Source organism: Gracilibacillus kekensis (assembly GCF_900143085.1).
Taxonomy (GTDB): domain Bacteria; phylum Bacillota; class Bacilli; order Bacillales; family Amphibacillaceae; genus Gracilibacillus; species Gracilibacillus kekensis.
This window is the reverse complement of record NZ_FRCZ01000009.1, coordinates 54,021-72,636: the sequence shown is the minus strand read 5'-3', so window position 1 is coordinate 72,636 and position 18,616 is coordinate 54,021. Positions and strand designations below refer to the sequence as shown.

Here is an 18,616-nt window from a genome sequence, read left to right as displayed (position 1 = left end):
GGGAGGTATTAGAATATGAAATGGGCTTTTATGACAGCAAACTTTGTAGCACGAGAACTCAATTATACAAACAGTGATGATTGGGGCAAATGCCACCAGGCAACAGTAGAGGCATTTCATGGGCCAAATTTTGCTAGTAAATTTGAGGAGTTAATAGCGCTTATCAAAGAATCCGGATTCGATGCGATTGAATTATGGGTCGCGCACCTAGATCCAGTACGTGCAACACCAGAAATGATCAAAACAGCTTTAGAGATTTTAAAAAAATATGAAGTGGAGGTCATATCTTATACGGCGGGGTTTGGAGCACCAGGTGTAACACGAGGAGAGGCGACAAAGATTTTCGAAACGTCGAAAATGATCGAAACACCATTACTTGCGCAAGGCTTCCATCCTGATAACGGGCCAATTGTTAAGGAACTCGCAGAGCAATATAACATTTATTTTGGCTTAGAAAATCATCCAGCAGAGAAAACACCGCAAGATGTGATTGATAAAATTGATTCGTTCACCCCATGGGTAGGCTCAGCTATTGATACCGGCTGGTTTGCGACACACGGTTATAATGTTGTAAAAGCCATTCACGAATTGAAAGATTATTTGCTTCACGTTCATCTTAAAGATGTTAAAGCGGTTGGTGGACATGATTCTTGTACATTGGGTGATGGGATTGTTGATATTAAAGGCGTACTTGCCGCTCTGAAAGAACTGGGTTACGAAGGTCCTGTCACAATTGAGCATGAACCGCACCATCATGATCCAGCCGAGGATGTTAAAGAAAGTCTACGTCGAGTCAAAGCAATTTGGGCAGAATTAAATTCTGAAGGTAATGGAGGAGTTTTGTAAATGACTGAGAAAATTCGTTTAGGAATTATCGGTACCGGCTCGATTGGTAACGTACATATGAACACGTTTGATCAATTGAAAGAGGATGTGAGCATTGAGGCTGTAACTGATGTTAATCTTCCGCTTGCCAAGAAGCGTGCACAAGAACTTGGAATCAATCGAGTTTTACCAAGCGCGGAAGAGTTGATCCAGGATGATAATTTAGACGCTGTTATTATTGGTGTACCAAATAAATATCACGCACCTCTTGTGATTGAAGCATTACGGGCCGGCAAGCATGTTTTAGTGGAAAAACCGATGGCAATTAGTGGTGATGATGCTAAAGAGATTGTTCGCGCTCAGCATAATTCAGAAAAAATAGTCATGGTGTCGCATCAAATGCGCTGGATGGCGCACTCTCTTCACGTTAAGAAGCAAATAGAGGATGGCGCACTTGGAAATATTTACAATGCTAAGACAGGATGGTTTCGTCGTAAGGGGATTCCAGGCTGGGGAAGCTGGTTTACACAAAAAGAAGTTGCTGGTGGCGGTCCGCTGATTGATATTGGAGTTCACATGCTTGATTTGACGCTTTGGTTAATGGGCAATCCGAAGCCAGTATCTGTATTTGGAACAACATACGATGAATTCGGTCCGAAAAAACGAGGGATCGGTTCATGGGGAACGCCAAACTGGGACGGGCACTATGACGTAGAGGATCTTGCGACAGCGTTGATCAAAATGGAGGATGGCTCTACATTATCTTTGGATGTCAGTTGGGCTGTTCATATGAACAGTGACAATGCACCGTTCATCCATTTGATGGGTTCTGAAGGTGGTGCATCTATTAAAGGTGACTCTGGTAAATTATTGACAGAGCGGTTTGATCAATCAATTGACATTGACATTCCTAAGCCTGAGAATGCGGAGGAAGACCGTGTTGGCATGAGCAAGCATTTTATAGAATGTATACGAGAAGGTAAAAAACCAATTACTTCCGCAATGACCGGATTAACAAATAATCTCATTTTAGATGCCATCTACGAATCATCCAGAACAGGGCACGAAGTTAAGATTGACTGGACTATTTAAGATGTGAAATGATAGCGCTAAAAAGTCTGCTGAAGAAATAATGTGTACTCTTGGAAAAGGACAATCTAATAAAGTCTAGGCTGTTTTCTGAAGGTGATCCCTGTATTGAACAGGGGTCATCTTATTTAAATTCCATTGATCTCCGCTTTTTCACATTATTCGCTAACAAAGCTTACATACTTGATATAAATAATTTTTTAAATGAATTATTAAATAAAAAAGTTAATAAAATATCAGAATTATTTATATTGCTTACTATAAATCAGAAAGCGCTTACAATATTATGTGAAGTGTAAGTTATAAATAGTAAAAGGAGGGGCATTATGTTGAGATTCATTTAATTGCATATAGCAATTATGACACGTGGTTTATTACTATATTAAAACGGAAGGATGAGTTAGTTGCAAAAATTTATAAGTTTAGTTGTAATGACAATGATAATCGTCGGAGTTTTTGCTACATTTGGGCTACTTAACGGTATATTGTATGCTGCTAATATTAACCTATACGAAGCCGAGGACCCAGACAATATCAGAGTGAGTTCAGATATTGAAACCTATGGTGTGAGTGATGGATCTTGGTACTCAGGGAGTGGGGTAGTAAAACTTGGCGCTAAATCAAATTCAGCAAGTATTACGTGGACCAATGTGAGCGTACCTTCAACGAATAATTACATCCTCAAATTTAAGTACAGTCATAATTCAACGGAAGAGAATCCTTCACCTAGACCTTTTTCCTTATCCGTTAACGGTCAATTAATTACAACATTTAAAGGGGAAAAAACCGGAGCGGATATTGCCCCAAATTGGCAAGAAGTCACAGCAGTAGTACCGTTACATGATGGGGATAATGAAATTAAGATATCTTCTGAAGGTGAAGAAGGTCCTGAAATTGATTATCTTGAAGTTATGAGTTATAGTACTATATTTGAAGCAGAAACAGGTGCTGTGGCAGAACATGTAGATAATACCTTCGGAAATAACACTGCTAATGCTCCGGGCTTTACAGGGACTGGTTATGTAGGGGTTTCAGCAAATTCGAATGGTTATTTACAATGGAACGAAGTGGTGGTGCCGGAAGATGGTACCTATACCCTTAGGTTAAGATACTGTTTAGCTAGTGCAAGTAGGCCAGGGACACTTACAGTAAATGGGGAGCAGACTTATGGCATCAATGGATCTCCAACTGGTGGCTGGAATATTTGGAATTTTGAAGAGATTTCTGGAGTTGAACTGTCAGCGGGTGCCAATGTAATTCAGTTAAAACCAGCACCAGGCTCAAGCCCACTAGCAAATTATGACAGAATTGAAGTATACAATGATGAAGCACCTCATATAGGTGATCAAGTTTTTAGAACAACAACTTTCGAAACTACAGATAATGATTCAACTATTGCTGGTACTGAAACGGGAGATGTTTTAGTTTCTCCATTACTAGATGGGACACGTATTAACAATTCATCTGATACTTCTGTTCGAATTGTAGAAGAGAATGATAGTCGTTGGGCAGAAGTGACGGTTGCCGATTCGAATCCAGGTATTATCGGATTTCCATTTCATGTAAGTGAACTTACACCGCCTGAAATGAATAGTTTTACGATTGAAAAAACGGTAATGCTTAAGGATAAAAATGCAGAGTATTTTTTCAATTTAACTAATGCAGAAGGATCTTTAAAAAGTCCAATTTATGTCATCTCTCGTGATGGCCACATATATGCACGATCCGATGATTCAGCTTCTGGAGCAATGGCTGCTAGAGCAGAATGGAATGTAGATGAAGTAATAAAGATTAAAACAGTCTTTCATATAGACACACAAAGTTATGAGATGTTTATTAATGATAACCAAGTAGTTAGTAATGAACCAATGCAAAATGCATCATACATGGGTGGGGTAAAAGATTTCTATTTAGAAGTGAAAGAAGGTCCGCGAGAAGAATCAACAATTTTAATTGATGATGTAGAGTTATCTGGATCTATGGCTACAGGAAGCTCAGCTGAAGTGAATCCAAACCCTGGAAAACTATATGAAGAACAGCCATATATTGGAGAGCCTATGGAATACTATGTTAGTCCAGATGGATCGGATGACAATGACGGATTATCTCCGGATGCTCCTTTTAAGAACATTCAGCATGCGGCAGATATGACTAGTCCTGGTGACACAGTATACGTTATGCCAGGGACCTACAGTGCTCAGGATAATGATGATAAATTTGTCGATATAACAAGGTCAGGGGCTTATGATCCAATAAACGAAGAAACTCACAATATTACTTATACTGCTTACGATCTGGAAAATAAACCGAAAATCTTTTTACCGGATGATGTGAAAGGAGTATGGGATTTAGTGGGTGTTAATGCTAATTACATTGTTATCGATGGTTTTGAAGTCGAAGGAAATAATAACAACATCACCTTAACAGAGGCTGAGGCTAACTATGATGAAAAGGTACTTGAAGGGGGTGCCGATTGGAGTAAGTATGCGATGACCAACACCAACGGTATTAGTCTTGATGGCCATCATATTATTGTGAAAAATAATCATATCCATCATGTGGCTGGTGGTGGAATTGGTGGTGGAGGCGACTATATTACAATTGAAAATAATCATGTCCACAGTAATAGTTGGTACACAATGTATGCAACAAGTGGAATAAGTCTCATCAATAATGTTGATTTTGATAACAATACTGAAGATTATAAGTTGGTAGTCAAAAATAATGTTGTGCATAATAATGAAACTAAAGTGAAGTGGGAAAAAATAGAAGCTTATTCCGATGGCAATGGAATTATCCTTGATCACAGTCCAGATTACGATGGAAGAACATTAGTTGTGAATAATATCGTATACGAAAACGGTGGGTCAGGAATCCATTCTTATCAAGCTGCTAATGTTGATGTTATTAATAATACTTTATTTAACAACAGTAAAAGCCCGCATATGAATTATGCTAACATGTTTGCCAATGCTAGTAGAAATGTCAATTTCCTAAACAATATTGTCTACGAAAAAGAAGGTAAGCCTGTTAATGACAATATTAACTCGATTAATGTAAATTTTGCTAACAATCTTTACTATACAGGAACAGATGAAGATACTGGAACGGTAAAAGTGATGGGAACAAATGATAGAGTGTTTGATCCGAAGTTTGTCTCAATAGAAGAAGGAAACTATGATTTCAACTTACAAGAGAGTTCTCCGGCAATTGATTATGGAACACAAACTAGAGCTCCGGAATTAGACTTTGACGGTAATCAACGTCCCCAAGGTGATAATAATAAATTTGATATAGGTGCTTATGAAACGCCGTATACAAGTGATAATCCTATCAACGATGACGTTGTTGTTATTCCGGATCCAATAGATGAGTCAGAACCAATTCCAGATCCAGATTTAGATCTCGACGTTATAGAAAATATGGAGGCTGCTAAAGGAACACCTGAGATTGATGGTGTGATTGATTCCATCTGGGATACAACGATGAGCGTTGAAACTACCAAGATATATAATACAAATCTACCTTCTGCAGATGCCACAGTAAGAGTGCTTTGGGATGAAAATAATCTGTATGTCCTTGCAGAAGTAAACGATTCATATCTGAGTAATGCTGCTACTGATTCTCATAATCAAGATTCAATCGAGTTTTTCTTGGATCAAAATAATTCAAAAACGAGTAGTTACGAAGAGGATGACAATCAGTATCGTGTAAGCTATGCGGGGTTATTGTCAGGAACTACGGATGATTATGTAGCTGAAACAAGTATGGTTGAGGGAGGCTATATTGTTGAAGCGAAGTTACCATTAACGTCTACAACTGGAGAAATAGGCAAAACAGTTGGCTTTGATATTCAAGTTAATGATACTCATGATGACAGTGGAACAAGACATAATACGAACAAATGGAGTAATCTATTTGAAGATTCTTGGAAAAACACATCAAAATGGGGGAATTTGAAAATGGTGGAAGGTGAAGAAGAAGTAAGCTTTGCCAATCTGTCTTCGCTAACAGAAGAATATGTTTTGGGAAATAACGGTGATAAAGGGAAGCTGAAAGGAATTCTTGCAAAAGTGAATGCGGCAAAGAAATCAGATGAAAAAGAAAACATAAAAGCACGAAACAACCAGCTCGGGGCTTTTATTAATCAAGTCGAAGCGCAAACTGGCAAAGCACTTACTGAAGCACAAGCTGATGTTCTAATAGATATTGCAAATAAATTGCAAGAGTAGTGTGTCTAGGGAAAATACTGCCTAATAAAGACATGTACAATTCTATTACTTGATAACCTTAAATCGGAAAAATTTTCGTATTAAAAGAAACATCGTAATGAATAATTTAATTTTATTGAATGTCCCATTTCTTCTACCTATGGTGTTTTTGGATTTGAGGATGATACTGATATAGACTCAAGCTCAGATTCAGATAAGGAAAATTTCTTTAACGAAACAACGGCAAAAGGAGTATGGTTGGTACTTGCAACAATATTATTTGGGCAGCACTATTCCTTAAAAAATATGATAGTCGCAACATTCAGAAGAGTAGTATGCTCTAATAGTAATTATTTCAGGAGTAATAGCATGTACTGTTAAGCCAGTTCATGCTATATTCCTGCTTTTATATCTTTAGAAATTCTAAATATATTATAACTATATTATAACTATGCAAAAACTATAGCTGATAAATAAATATAATTAATAATTCCCGTAAGAAGTTTATTGCTATTATGCAAGGAGGAACATATCGGTGCATGACAAGATCTTACCTTTAGAAGGAAACTTTTTTATAGGTTGTAATTACTGGGCGTCACACGCTGGCACTTCAATGTGGTCAGATTGGCAGCCTGAAACTATTGATCAGGACTTTCGTCAATTGTCTGAAGAAGGTGTACAAGTATTGCGAGTATTTCCCCTCTGGTCTGATTTTCAACCCATTCATCGTCTCTACGGTGTAGCGGGAACAAGAAGGGAATATAGATTTGGCGAAGCTAGCTTCCTAGATAACGATACAGAACGATCAGGTGTTTCAAAAATAATGATGAATCGTTTTCACACATTAATAGCGTTAGCTGAAAAGTATGATATTAAACTTATAGTCGGATTAATAACAGGCTGGATGAGTGGAAGATTATTTGTACCTTCTGCCTTAGAAGGGAAGGCCATATTAACTGATCCTGAGTCAATCAAATGGCAAAATCGATTTGTGAGATATTTCGTTAAAAATACGAAAAATTCAAGTGCCATTATAGCTTGGGATTTAGGAAATGAGTGCAATTGCATTGAAAATGTGGAAACAAGTGAAGAAGCATGGTTATGGACGTCTTCAATAGCTAACGCAATAAAAATTGAAGACCAAAGCAGGCCTCTAATATCAGGGATGCATAGTCTTAGCCCCGTAGGGAATTGGACAATGCAAGATCAAGGGGAACTAACAGATATATTAACAACTCATCCTTATCCACTGTGGACCCCGCATGTAGGAATAGATCCCATAAATACAGTTAGACCTATCGTACATGCTACTGCAGAGAGCTTATATTATTCAGGTTTAGGTGGTAAACCATGTTTTGCAGAAGAAATGGGAACTATGGGTCCGATGATTTCAAGTGATGAGGTTGCGGGTAATTTCGCTCGAGCAAGTATGTTTTCCTTATGGTCTCATGCCTGTCATGGAATGCTATGGTGGTGTGCTTATGATCAAACAAAATTGGATGCTGCTCCATACGAGTGGATAGCAGTTGAAGGGGAGCTAGGTTTGATTCGAGAGGATCGAAAGGTAAAACCGACATTAATTGAAATGCACAGAATAAAGAATGTTATAGATCAATTACCTTTTGAAACACTACCTCCTCGTAAAATAGATGGTGTGTGTATTATAAATACCAATCAAGACCATTGGGCCTCAGCTCTAGGTTCTTTTATATTATCTAAACAAGCTAATGTAGATATAGAATTCCAATATGAAGATCAACCATTAAAAGATTCAAATATATACTTACTTCCAAGTATTAGTGGAGTAGAGGGTGTGCCAAGGAAGAGATGGAAAGAACTTTTAGAACGTGTAGCAAATGGCGCTACTTTATATATATCCATGGCAGATGGTTTTATGTTAGATTTTCAAGATATTACCGGATTACAAGTTGAAACAAGAAGCAAGAGAAGGCGGGGTAAAAAAATTGGTATAAAAAGTGAAAAAGGAAATTTTCAATTAGAACTATTTAATTCAACAAAGCTATCTTTGAACAATAATAAGGCTAGGATAATAGGAACTGAAGAAGATGGAAATATATGTTTTTCAAAAAATAGTTATGGTAAAGGCGAAGTTTATTTCTTGTCGTATCCAATAGAATTAAACGTTGCACAAGAGGAAGAATTAGCCTATCATCCAGATGATTACCCATATTGGAAGATATATAGAGAAGTGTTTAGTTCTATGAGTTTCCACCGATTAGTTAAAACGGAGTACAAACATATTGGTATAACAGAACATGAATTAAGTGAGGAAGAATGTGTTATTGTAATCATTCATTATGCCTCGGTGAAAAAGACAATCCCAATATCCTTAAAGAAAGGATGGAAAGTAAAAGAAGTTTACTATGGTGAGATTGACTCTAATAAGTTCAAGGATGTTCATGTTAATTTACAACCCAATGAAGCGACTATCTTTCAAATAACTAAACAAAATGATTAATAATGTATTTCACTTTATTTGAATTGTTAGAATAAATGATGCTCATCCTACAATTATTAACAAGTTAAAACGTGAAACAAGGACGATTACCGTGGGTATTGAACCTGTAATGTAGTATTTTTAGATATTTAGGATATAAGTAAATTTTGAAGCAATAAGTATAAAAATTATAAGATTCTAAGATTTTTAACAAGGTAGAGGAGGAATTTAGATGAAAACTAAAAGAATGTTCTTTATATTACCAGTGATTTTCATGACAGCGTTGTTTATTGGGTTGGTGATAGAGTTAGATACTGTACATGCAACTTCTCATGAATACTTTGTGGATCCGGAAAATGGGAGTGATTCAAATTATGGTATATCTGAGGGGGATGCATTTAAGACTGTACAACATGCACATGATCAAACTGAACCTGGGGATACCGTATTTTTAATGAACGGCACACATGATACAGCAGATGGTCAGGCAGTCCTTCGAATTTCGCGCTCTGGGACATCCAACAATTATATTACCTATACTGCATATCCTGGGCATAATCCCGTGTTGTTTACAGACTCAGCGTGGAACGTAATCCTAGTGGAAGGAGCATCATATATTCGCATAGATGGGCTAGAAATTAAAGGGAATAACGATAATATTTCTTCTAGTGATGCTTGGAACCGCTCTGAACACTTTGTAGATAATGTAGATTCAGGAACTGTAAATTGGAGTTACTTAGCTCCAACTAACACAAACGGTGTCTTTATGAAATATGCAAATGACAATGTTCCACATCATATTGAGGTTCGAAACATGAATGTAAGTGATTTACCTGGCTGCGGAATATGTACGGAACATGCAGATTATATTACGATTGAAGATAATGAAGTATATGAAAATTCCCATTATACGATATACGCAACAAGTGGAATTTCAATCTTTCATCCTAGGGATATAGATAATAATACTGGTTACAAAAATATCATTAGGAGGAACAAGGTTTATAATAACTATACGACTATTCATTGGGGAGCTCGAGGATATATCTCAGATGGTAATGGGATCATTTATGATGATTCTAAAAATTCACAAAGTTCTTCACTATGGACTGGAGAGGCTTATGAAGGTCGTACACTTATAGAAAATAACATAAGTTATTTAAATGGTGGATCAGGAATACATTCGTTTTCTAGTGAACACGTAGATATTGTAAACAATACTGCATTTCACAATTCCCAAAAGCTAGATTATGGAGAAATATATGCTGGAGATAGCAATGATGTCAATTTGTTCAATAATATAATGTATGCAGAAGATTCTAGTAAACCAGTAAATCGTAACTGGGATAACAATAATGTCAACTATAATTACAATGTATATTTTAATGGAATTGTTAATACCCAAGGAAGTGATGATATTGTAACGGATCCAGAGATGGTTAACCCTTGGTCTGGAAACTTCAAGCTACAGTCGAGTTCTCCTGCTAAAGACAGTGGAACTTCCTCATTAGCTCCTTCAGAAGACTTTGAGGGAAATGCACGCCCTTCTGGTGCTATAGATCGTGGGGCTTACGAATATCAGAGTGATGGGCAATCTTCAGGAGAAGTAGTTAGAGATAAGTGGACTGCAACAGCTTTTGGTACACCACATACGGACCCAAATAATGCCATAGATGCTAGTCAGAATTCTGCTTATTACTCTGGCGCAAGCATGAAATCTGGTCAATGGTTCCGCATTGATTTAGGTTCGTCTCAATCAATAAGCCGAATTCAATTCAGTTCAGATGATCCGGGAAACTTTCCGGATGGTGTTGATATTTATATATCTGATGATTATAACTGGGGTACACCGGTTGCTAGTGTAGCCAATAATACTAATCAACTCATTGATGTTTCATTTTCAGCTACCACAGGGCGTTATATTGTTGTAGCAATTAATACTAGCAAGAGTTCTTGGTGGCAAATCAATGATTTTAGAGCTTATCATTAATAAATAAGAAAAGGTGAGGGGATTTTATTAGCACCCCCTCGCCTTTTTAGTTGTGTGCCCGGCATGGGCGCAATCTATAAGGTGGAAGTCCTGAACTGTGAAGGTAGAAGTAACAGTTAGCTTAACGCAAGGTTGTAAATAGTGAGGGTGAACATGTAGGAAGCGATAGGCGCACATTTGGCAGAGGAAAACGAAATTCATTAAATTTAAGCATTCTTAGGAATTTAAAGAAACTATTTGTAGGAACCAAGGGCGTCAGTTTAAAAGATAAATTGCACCACTTTTGAGCCTTATTTGATATAGAGTTAAATAAACCCAGTAATCCTAGCGCAGATGGTTCTAGGTTTTTGAATTGTAGACTTCTTTTATAGAAACTATCAAAAATCAATGAATATTCTTCCTCACTAACGCTATCCATAGAAAAGTAATTTTTTGCTTTTAACTTATGAAAGGCATTTTTTAGAATTAAGAAAAGGTGTCAATACCAAGCTGAGTAAGAATGCTGATAATCATTCCATAAATTGCGATGCTAATTCCTGAAGATAAAAAAAGTCGCTTTCTATCTATCCCGATTATTTTCCCCGCAACTCCTGTGGCCCATGAACCGAATATAGGAGTCGCAATAAGAATAATTAGAAATCCACCATTATTTAATTTTTTACTCGACTTAGAGTTTGCCAATTTAATAAAGTACTTATTGATCTTTTTGAATTTAGTAAGCCAATCATAAGAATAAGAAATAAATGGAATAACCATAAAGTTTCCGAGCCAAGACCAAAACACTGAGGAAACTATATCTAACCCAAGTCCCATAGAAGCTGGGACTGCTAAATATATTTCAAACAATGGAAAAAAACCCATAAACCAAGCAGTCGCTGCTAACCAAATATAATTCATCATATTTTCATCACACCTTTTTTATTTTTTCTAACTTTAAGCACTTCCGTGATATAATCATAAGGTATATGGTTACCATATACACAAGAATAAAGAGGTGAAAAAAGTGGATTCTAAAAAAAGTATATTTACTACTGGAGAGTTTGCCGATTTATGTGGTGTAAAAAAGCAAACACTTTTTCATTATGATGAAATTGGACTTTTAAAGCCGGAATATAGATCAGAAAATGGTTATCGCTCATATTCTGTTCATCAAGTAGAAATATTTATTGTGATTGACATGCTAAAAGAAATTGGTATGTCTTTAACTGAAATCAAAAATTTCTTACAGTTCAAAAGTTTAAAAAGCTCGATTGAATTGTTAACTGAAAAGGAAAAAATAGTGAAAATGAAAATTAAAAAAATGCAACATACACAAAAACTAATTCAAAACAAAAAAAAGCAAATCAAAGAAGCATTACAGTTGAATTTTGATCGGTTCACAATTGAGGAGATGGATACAGAATGGTACGTATTAAGTGAAAATATTTTAAATTTACCTGACAAAGATGCTACGAAGGTAAGTATGTTGTTTTTAAAATATATGAAGCAAGAAGGACTTTTCATTGATAATGCTGGAGCCTTAATTCGTCAAGAGCAAGTAGAGGCAGGAGATTACTTAAATTATTCTAACTTGTATTTCAGAACGCATCAACTTGATTTAGCAGAAAAGATAAGTAAAAAATCCGGGAAATATGCAGTTGGTTATCATAAAGGAAGTTATCTGACCATTCATGAAACTTATGAAAAAATAAAAGATTATTTGACTAAGGAAGGATACCGTGTTTGTGGTCATAGTTTTGAAGAATTTCTATATGTAATGGAAGGTGCGAGTTTAAGTGTGGAGGATAATTATGTAACCAAAATAATGATAAAAGTAGAAGAAAACTAAACGAGCTATAGCATTCTTTCTTCTCTTTAACTTACAATTTATCTATCTTCATAAAACTCACTTAATTATTGGGGGGGTCTACAATATATTTCGTATCTCTTTATAAGGTAAAACTGAATTGTTTCACACTGATATTGGAAACGATTTTAACAAGAAGCTTATTAATTATTAAAAAGGTTTCGTATTAGTGAAAAAGCAACGCCATATGACAATGACGTTGCTAAAACTACATTTAAAACTTATAGAGAATTTTAATACCTGACAGTACATTACCTAATTATTCTTTCTAAAAACAAATCTTTGCTCGCAAGTATACGCCTCTTTCATTTACTGAACTTTAATCCAATAGAATTTCTAGCAGTACTTCCGACTCTGAAGGTTCTATTTTGACAGTATATAATGCTTCTTGTTGGGAAATTGGAACCGATTTTCCATCTGCTAAAACTTCTTTTGGTTTGGTTGTGGAGTAGAAGCCATAGACTCCATCTCCACCCTTTAAAATAATGATTTTCTTTTCACCGTAATCGAACTGATTTTTAAGTGTAGCTGGTGAAATATATTTATTTAACAAGCCAACTGAAGCAAATTCATTCTCTATAGGTACGAGTATAAATAATTTCACTTCATTATCGCGTAATGAGAAAGAAAAAGTAGAATGTTGGTCTAATAGATATGTTTTCTTTTCCAAGTGATCATATAAAATAAATCTATTACCTTCCAAAGTTGGAATATCCTTAGATCCTATTTCACACTCTACTTCTTGACCCTTAAGATTAATATTAAATGCTGCGATGACTGCTGAATTACCAGATGTATTCCAAACCTTTAAAGGAATACTATCTTCATGTGGGTTCTTTAATAAACAATCTTCAGTAGGTACTCCACCTTGGTCACACCTAAGAACTATCCCATTAGATAGGATTAGTGGCCAAAGTTGTTCTGGCTCTGTTTCCCCCAGACGATCACTCATATACAACGGGCCTCCACTTACAGCTCTTAAAATACCATTGTTTAAAGCATCTTCATGCTTTGTCCACCACATATCCCAATCTCCCCATATAAAGTTTCGATGATAAAATGAGTTATATGCATTTTGTAAAGCATGTTCTTTAAAGTTTTGTTCTTTATTTGGATAAAAGTCATCGCTATTTCGTGAAAGGGCGGTCATTGGTCTATGCCATAACTGCTCTGCAGACATACCCATACAGTTAATAATTGTACTGTTAAAATGAAGTCCAACTGAAGCTTCTAGTGACGCATGTGAATTTTTTGCTGCTTTCCCAATAGGAATTTGGAATTTTACAAAATCAATTAAAGCACTCTGATTATCTACTTTAACAAAATCTACTCCTTGCTTTTTTAGATAATTGTGCCATTCATTCCAAAATAAGAATCCCTTATGCCCATCTGGTGATGGGAATATTCTCCCACTTGCAGTCTTATATAGACTATCTTTCAGTGTATTTAATAAAATACTCTCTGGATGTATACCTTGCCAATATCCTGTATAAGCATGCCAAACACCAACCATGCTAAATCCAAAATTGTTTTTCAATAAATTTATTGTTCCTTTTAATCCTTCTGGAAATTTTGTTTTATCTTCTTTTAATGAAAGTAATTTTTCATCTTTAGTTTCAGACCAACCATCATCAATCATGAGCCATTTAACAGGTAAGTTTTTTTCTTTGAATTCTTTTGCTTTATTTAAAATTTTCTCCGAATTAACATTATGATAAAAGGCATCCCAAGTACACCAACCAAGGTATTCAAAAATTTCAGGGTATTTTCTTTGATTCCCTGGGACTCCCCCTGAATTTAAAACATCAAAGCCTGTATCTGTGGTAACTTTCGTTAATTCAAAAGGGTCTCTACTGTTTCCAAGTATAAAAGCTTTCGAGGAAATGGTTGTAAATCCACTCGAATGTGGAGAAATACTAATAACTAAACCGTCATCATTCCCTCTTAACATAGTTTTAAAATTATCATCACTCAATGGCAACAAATGATAGTATAAGTCATTTTCTTTCCATATAAGTGATTGAGTTTGAGGCTTCAATTCGGATATGTTTTTCCCAAATTGAGGCCTTGTCCACCATTTTGAAAATAGATAATTCCCCAAAAAACCACCGTTCACGTTTAACGATTTAATCCGTAATTCTATGGAGGATTCTGACCTAAATGTTTTTGTATTTTCAAATGAGTTAATTGGTAGCGTTCCTGAGACTATAGTAAATAGCTTATCTCCATAAACATTCATATCGAGCGTTAAATGGATATTTTCATCATAGGTAGAAAATAGAATCTTGTAGGCGTAAAATTCCTCAAAATCTTTTTCTTCCTTTTTACATTCAAGATTTTTTAAATATCCCTGGATTTCTTGTCCATCATCCAAAAGAATATATGGTGCTATTTCTTGCATAATTGGCATCTCGTCATGCATTAATATGATTGCATCATTCTTCGCTTTAACACGATACATTAACTATTCCTCCTGTAACATCCACCATCTTCTAACACAAAAAGAGTTTACTTATTTCTATATTCACCATTTTGGGTTCTTTCCCAACCAACGTTTTTGAAGATAAAACGCTGCTGATTTTGGGTGTCTTTGTCTTGTGAATATGCCTTTTTTGTTTCCAACTACCCGTGTCAAACCTTGTTTTGTCGCAAAATCGGCAAATGCCCAAACTTGCTCTCCAATAACAAAATCATGTTTATCAAAAGATTTATGAAATTGGTGTAATAGTTCAATTTGGAATTCCTCTGTAAACGTTACAGCTGGGACTTGATGATAACCGGCAATTGCGTCTGCACCATATTCAGTAATAATGATTGGTTTTTTATACTTCTCATACCACTCTAAAAGTTCTTTATCCATATGCTTTTCGATTAAATCTAATTTACCATGGTCGGAATACCATCCAAAATATTTATTTAAACAAATAACATCTACATATTGGCTAACCCTATCAACAGATGGCCACATAGTATGGACAATTGTATTTGGACGTGTAGAATCCAGTTTTTTCGTTTCTTCAGCAACCGCTCTAATATATGGCTCTGATGCTTCTTCATTTGTTGCAACTTCATTTGCAATACTCCACATAACGACACATGGATGGTTTTTATCCCTTTTAATCATTTCTCTTATCACTTGTAAATGGTGCTCTAATGTTTGTTCATTTACACGTTCTTCATTAAAAACAGTATTCGTTTCACTCCAAAAACACATTCCCACAGCTGGGACCTCATCCAAAACAACCAATCCTTCACGATCAGCTAACCTCATAAGCTCCTCTGAGTAAGGATAATGGGAAGTACGGAATGAATTAGCTCCAATCCATTTTAATAAGTTAAAATCCTTTACGTTAATAACCTCATCCATTCCCCTACCATGAAGATCTGAATCTTCATGTTTTCCGAATCCTTTGAAATAAAACGGTTTCTCGTTAATTAAAAGTTGCTTCCCTGCAACTCTAACAGTACGTATTCCAACAGGTAACTCATATCGGTCTTGAACCACACCTTGCTCACTTTCAGTTTGAAATACCAGGGAGTATAAATATGCATTACCAGGCTCCCATAAATGAGCATTTTTAATTATAAATTGATTGTTCTTTCCTTTTGATGTAGCTACCAACTTATTATTTTCATCGAAGGCGCTGACCTTAACTGATGCTATATCCCCTTGGGTAGACACACTGTATTTAATAACACCATTACTATCTTGAATATCTGTTTGCACAGTAACATCCTCAATATAACTTTTCGGGGTTGTATATAAACGAACAGGTCTATGTATACCTGAGTAATTAAAAAAGTCGAAATAAGTTTCTTGAGTTTTATATCCTTCTGGATATTTACTTGTATCTTTATATGTTTTTATTTCTCCAGAAGGGAGACAAGACCAGTCTAAGATATTATTAACTGCGATTGTTACTCGGTTCTTCTCACCCTGTTTAACCAAATCAGTTATATCTGCTTCAAAGGGTAAATATCCGCCTTTATGTCTCGCAACTTCTTGGCCATTCACCCACATGACAGCATGATTTGTAGCACTGCCTACTCTTAGAACAATTCGTTGATTTACCCAGCCATTAGGAATAAAAATTATCCTCTCATACCATACATCTCCAATGTGGTCACGAATAGCAGTATCCGTTGTAAGGTCATTGTAACTAGAAGGAACAGGCATTTCGATTGTATCCGCTAAAGGATTCTCGTACCAACGTTTTTCAAATCCTTCGTTTTTAAAATCAACTTTAAAATTCCATAGTCCCGATAATTCCTTTACTTCTCGTATTCCATTATCCAATGGATAAAGCATAGATATACCTCCAAATTTATCAATTTATCTTAATTTATCTAAAAAATAGATTCTACTAAACAGCACCTTAGACCTAACTTAAACATTATTTTGAAATGTAACAATTTATAATTTATTGAACTGAAATAATATAAAATTCATTGAATGTTATGATTAAACTGTTATATATAATCAAGTAATTATATTAACAACTGTTCGAAGCTATCAAATGGACGGTCTCCTAAAAACTTAGTCTAAATGTTTTGATGCTGGGGATCATCAAAACATTTAGATGTCGGTGATGATTGATTTTAATATTGAATGCTTTAATCGTATGATCATTCATTCGAAAATTTTGTCATTTATTAATTATATAAAAGAAGTCTATTACCGATCTATTAGATTACTTAATATAGGAGTTTATATGGAGATTTTGTTTAACTCTTGCTGCAAAGTGTCTATCATTTCTATTTGTAACTTTTCTACATGCTTCTTGGCTTCTAATGCTTTGTTTTTTGCATCCTTATTATTCATTGCAAGGTTCAACACTGCTGGAACAATTTTCTTCTTATCAGACTCTTTATCCAAATCAAATAACCAGTCTCCAAGACCAAAATCTTGCCACATGTACCCTTTAGTTGATTGTTCCTTCCATCTGCACACAATTGCAGGTATTCCATGACCTATGCAGAGTATTGGGGAGTGCATCTCACTACCAAATAATCCAGCGGATCGTATATACACACTTAATGCTTCATCAGTTAACCAGAATTTTTCTCTCCAAACGACTCTCTCCCTTACATCTTCAGGAAGTTTTTCCAGTAACATTTCTTTACTCAGAACCATTTGGGTTTGATCCTCAGGACAAATTAATACTTTATATTTGGTTTTTCTGACAACTTCAATAATGGCCTGTCTTATTTCTTCGTTGTCCTTTTCCTTCATCGATTCATTTATTTCATGTTTACTTTCATCGAACTCTGTCCCTTTTACTCTCCAAAAAGGTGTATACCTGTATCTTATTATGCAACACAGAAAATGATTTTCTTCCAAATCATTTTCTTTCAGAAATCTTTTCGCTTTTAAGTCGTCTCGGATGTCAAAAGAGAATGCTACGTCAGGGCCTAACTTCATTATAGGGGCTTTAATACCTTCCTTTATAGCTTTTTCAAGTGATGGTGAATCTCTAAAATAAAGGAAAGAAGCCTGAGACAAGAGTTCTGTTAATCCTGTCCAATTTGGTTCATTATATCCTCCATAAGTTATACCAAAGACACCATATGGTTTCCCAGTATGTTTCGTATACGCTTTCACTTCTTCATGACCGACGAGTAATGGGCCAGATGCATGTAATAGAAAAACACTTTTATCAATAGCCTGTTGCAGTTCTATATTAGTCGCTTTCCCATTTTCTAGTATACTCCCCTTAACAACTTGAAGGTTATTGAATCGTTTACGCATCATTGTAATAGCTTCTTCTGTAAGGTCATCAGATGCCCATACTATTACCTCCACACCGGGCATATTTTTCTCTAATAATTCAAGAGCCGCTGGAGTGTGGGAAATGTCTCCAATGTTCATTACTTGCCACGCAGACCTCAGTATTATAGTAGTTTTGTTCATTATTACATCTCCTTGTTTGAATTTAAAGCTTATGGAAATTGTATTGATTTTAATCATTCAAGTAAATGAAATATATTAACAAAAAGGAGAGCATCTAAACTTTATTAATTCAAGTGTTAGAATTACGTTATATTATGGAACTTGGTGAGCGATGATAATACAGAACTAAAAGCCTCTATAATTTCTAGAAGTCATTTTAAGTTTGAAGTGTTCGAATTTGAAAAAGTTGAGGCACCTGTATTTATTTAGAGAGAATAGCTAAATGGTTATTTATTATAAAGCCAAG

The 18,616-nt window shown here is 35.5% G+C and carries 10 protein-coding genes; 6 read left to right on the top strand and 4 right to left on the bottom strand.

Features of this window, described 5'->3' with window-relative positions; all coding sequences use genetic code 11:
* Window positions 1-15: 15 nt before the first annotated feature.
* The 5 genes from BUC25_RS17505 to BUC25_RS17485 all read left to right on the top strand — a co-directional run bounded on the left by BUC25_RS17505 (window position 16) and on the right by BUC25_RS17485 (window position 10,573).
* Window positions 16-846 carry a sugar phosphate isomerase/epimerase family protein gene (locus BUC25_RS17505; RefSeq protein ID WP_073203170.1) on the top strand — a complete coding sequence of 277 codons (831 nt, stop codon included), beginning with the start codon at window positions 16-18 and terminating at the stop codon, window positions 844-846.
* Window positions 847-1,917 (top strand): Gfo/Idh/MocA family protein, encoded by a 1,071-nt coding sequence (locus BUC25_RS17500; RefSeq protein WP_073203169.1) that lies wholly within the window; start codon window positions 847-849, stop codon window positions 1,915-1,917.
* Between the two features lie 401 nt (window positions 1,918-2,318).
* A complete protein-coding gene (locus BUC25_RS17495; protein ID WP_073203168.1) occupies window positions 2,319-6,146 on the top strand; it encodes a sugar-binding protein in 3,828 nt (1,275 codons plus the stop codon).
* Window positions 6,147-6,660: 514 nt separating this feature from the next.
* The gene (locus BUC25_RS17490; protein WP_073203167.1) at window positions 6,661-8,604 is read left to right on the top strand and encodes a glycoside hydrolase 5 family protein; all 1,944 of its coding nucleotides are present in this window, start codon (window positions 6,661-6,663) and stop codon (window positions 8,602-8,604) included.
* A 211-nt stretch (window positions 8,605-8,815) separates the two neighbouring features.
* Entirely contained in the window at window positions 8,816-10,573 is a 1,758-nt protein-coding gene (locus tag BUC25_RS17485; RefSeq protein ID WP_084543521.1) for a discoidin domain-containing protein, read from the top strand.
* A gap of 465 nt (window positions 10,574-11,038) precedes the next feature.
* On the opposite strand, the gene BUC25_RS17480 is transcribed toward BUC25_RS17485, so the two are convergent.
* Entirely contained in the window at window positions 11,039-11,473 is a 435-nt protein-coding gene (locus BUC25_RS17480) for a small multi-drug export protein (RefSeq protein ID WP_073203166.1), read from the bottom strand.
* A gap of 103 nt (window positions 11,474-11,576) precedes the next feature.
* Here BUC25_RS17480 and BUC25_RS17475 point away from each other — a divergent pair, with 103 nt between their 5' ends.
* Window positions 11,577-12,401 carry a MerR family transcriptional regulator gene (locus tag BUC25_RS17475; protein ID WP_073203165.1) on the top strand — a complete coding sequence of 275 codons (825 nt, stop codon included), beginning with the start codon at window positions 11,577-11,579 and terminating at the stop codon, window positions 12,399-12,401.
* A 337-nt stretch (window positions 12,402-12,738) separates the two neighbouring features.
* On the opposite strand, the gene BUC25_RS17470 is transcribed toward BUC25_RS17475, so the two are convergent.
* The 3 genes from BUC25_RS17470 to BUC25_RS17460 form a co-directional block, all read right to left on the bottom strand.
* Window positions 12,739-14,820, bottom strand: a complete 2,082-nt coding sequence (locus BUC25_RS17470; RefSeq protein WP_170862729.1) for a Sip1-related alpha-galactosidase — start codon at window positions 14,818-14,820, stop codon at window positions 12,739-12,741.
* Window positions 14,821-14,943: 123 nt separating this feature from the next.
* On the bottom strand, window positions 14,944-16,728 hold the full coding sequence (gene uidA / locus BUC25_RS17465) for a beta-glucuronidase (RefSeq protein WP_073203163.1): 1,785 nt from the start codon (window positions 16,726-16,728) through the stop codon (window positions 14,944-14,946).
* A gap of 399 nt (window positions 16,729-17,127) precedes the next feature.
* Window positions 17,128-18,330 carry a polysaccharide pyruvyl transferase family protein gene (locus BUC25_RS17460; protein ID WP_073203162.1) on the bottom strand — a complete coding sequence of 401 codons (1,203 nt, stop codon included), beginning with the start codon at window positions 18,328-18,330 and terminating at the stop codon, window positions 17,128-17,130.
* Between the last annotated feature and the right edge of the window lie 286 nt (window positions 18,331-18,616).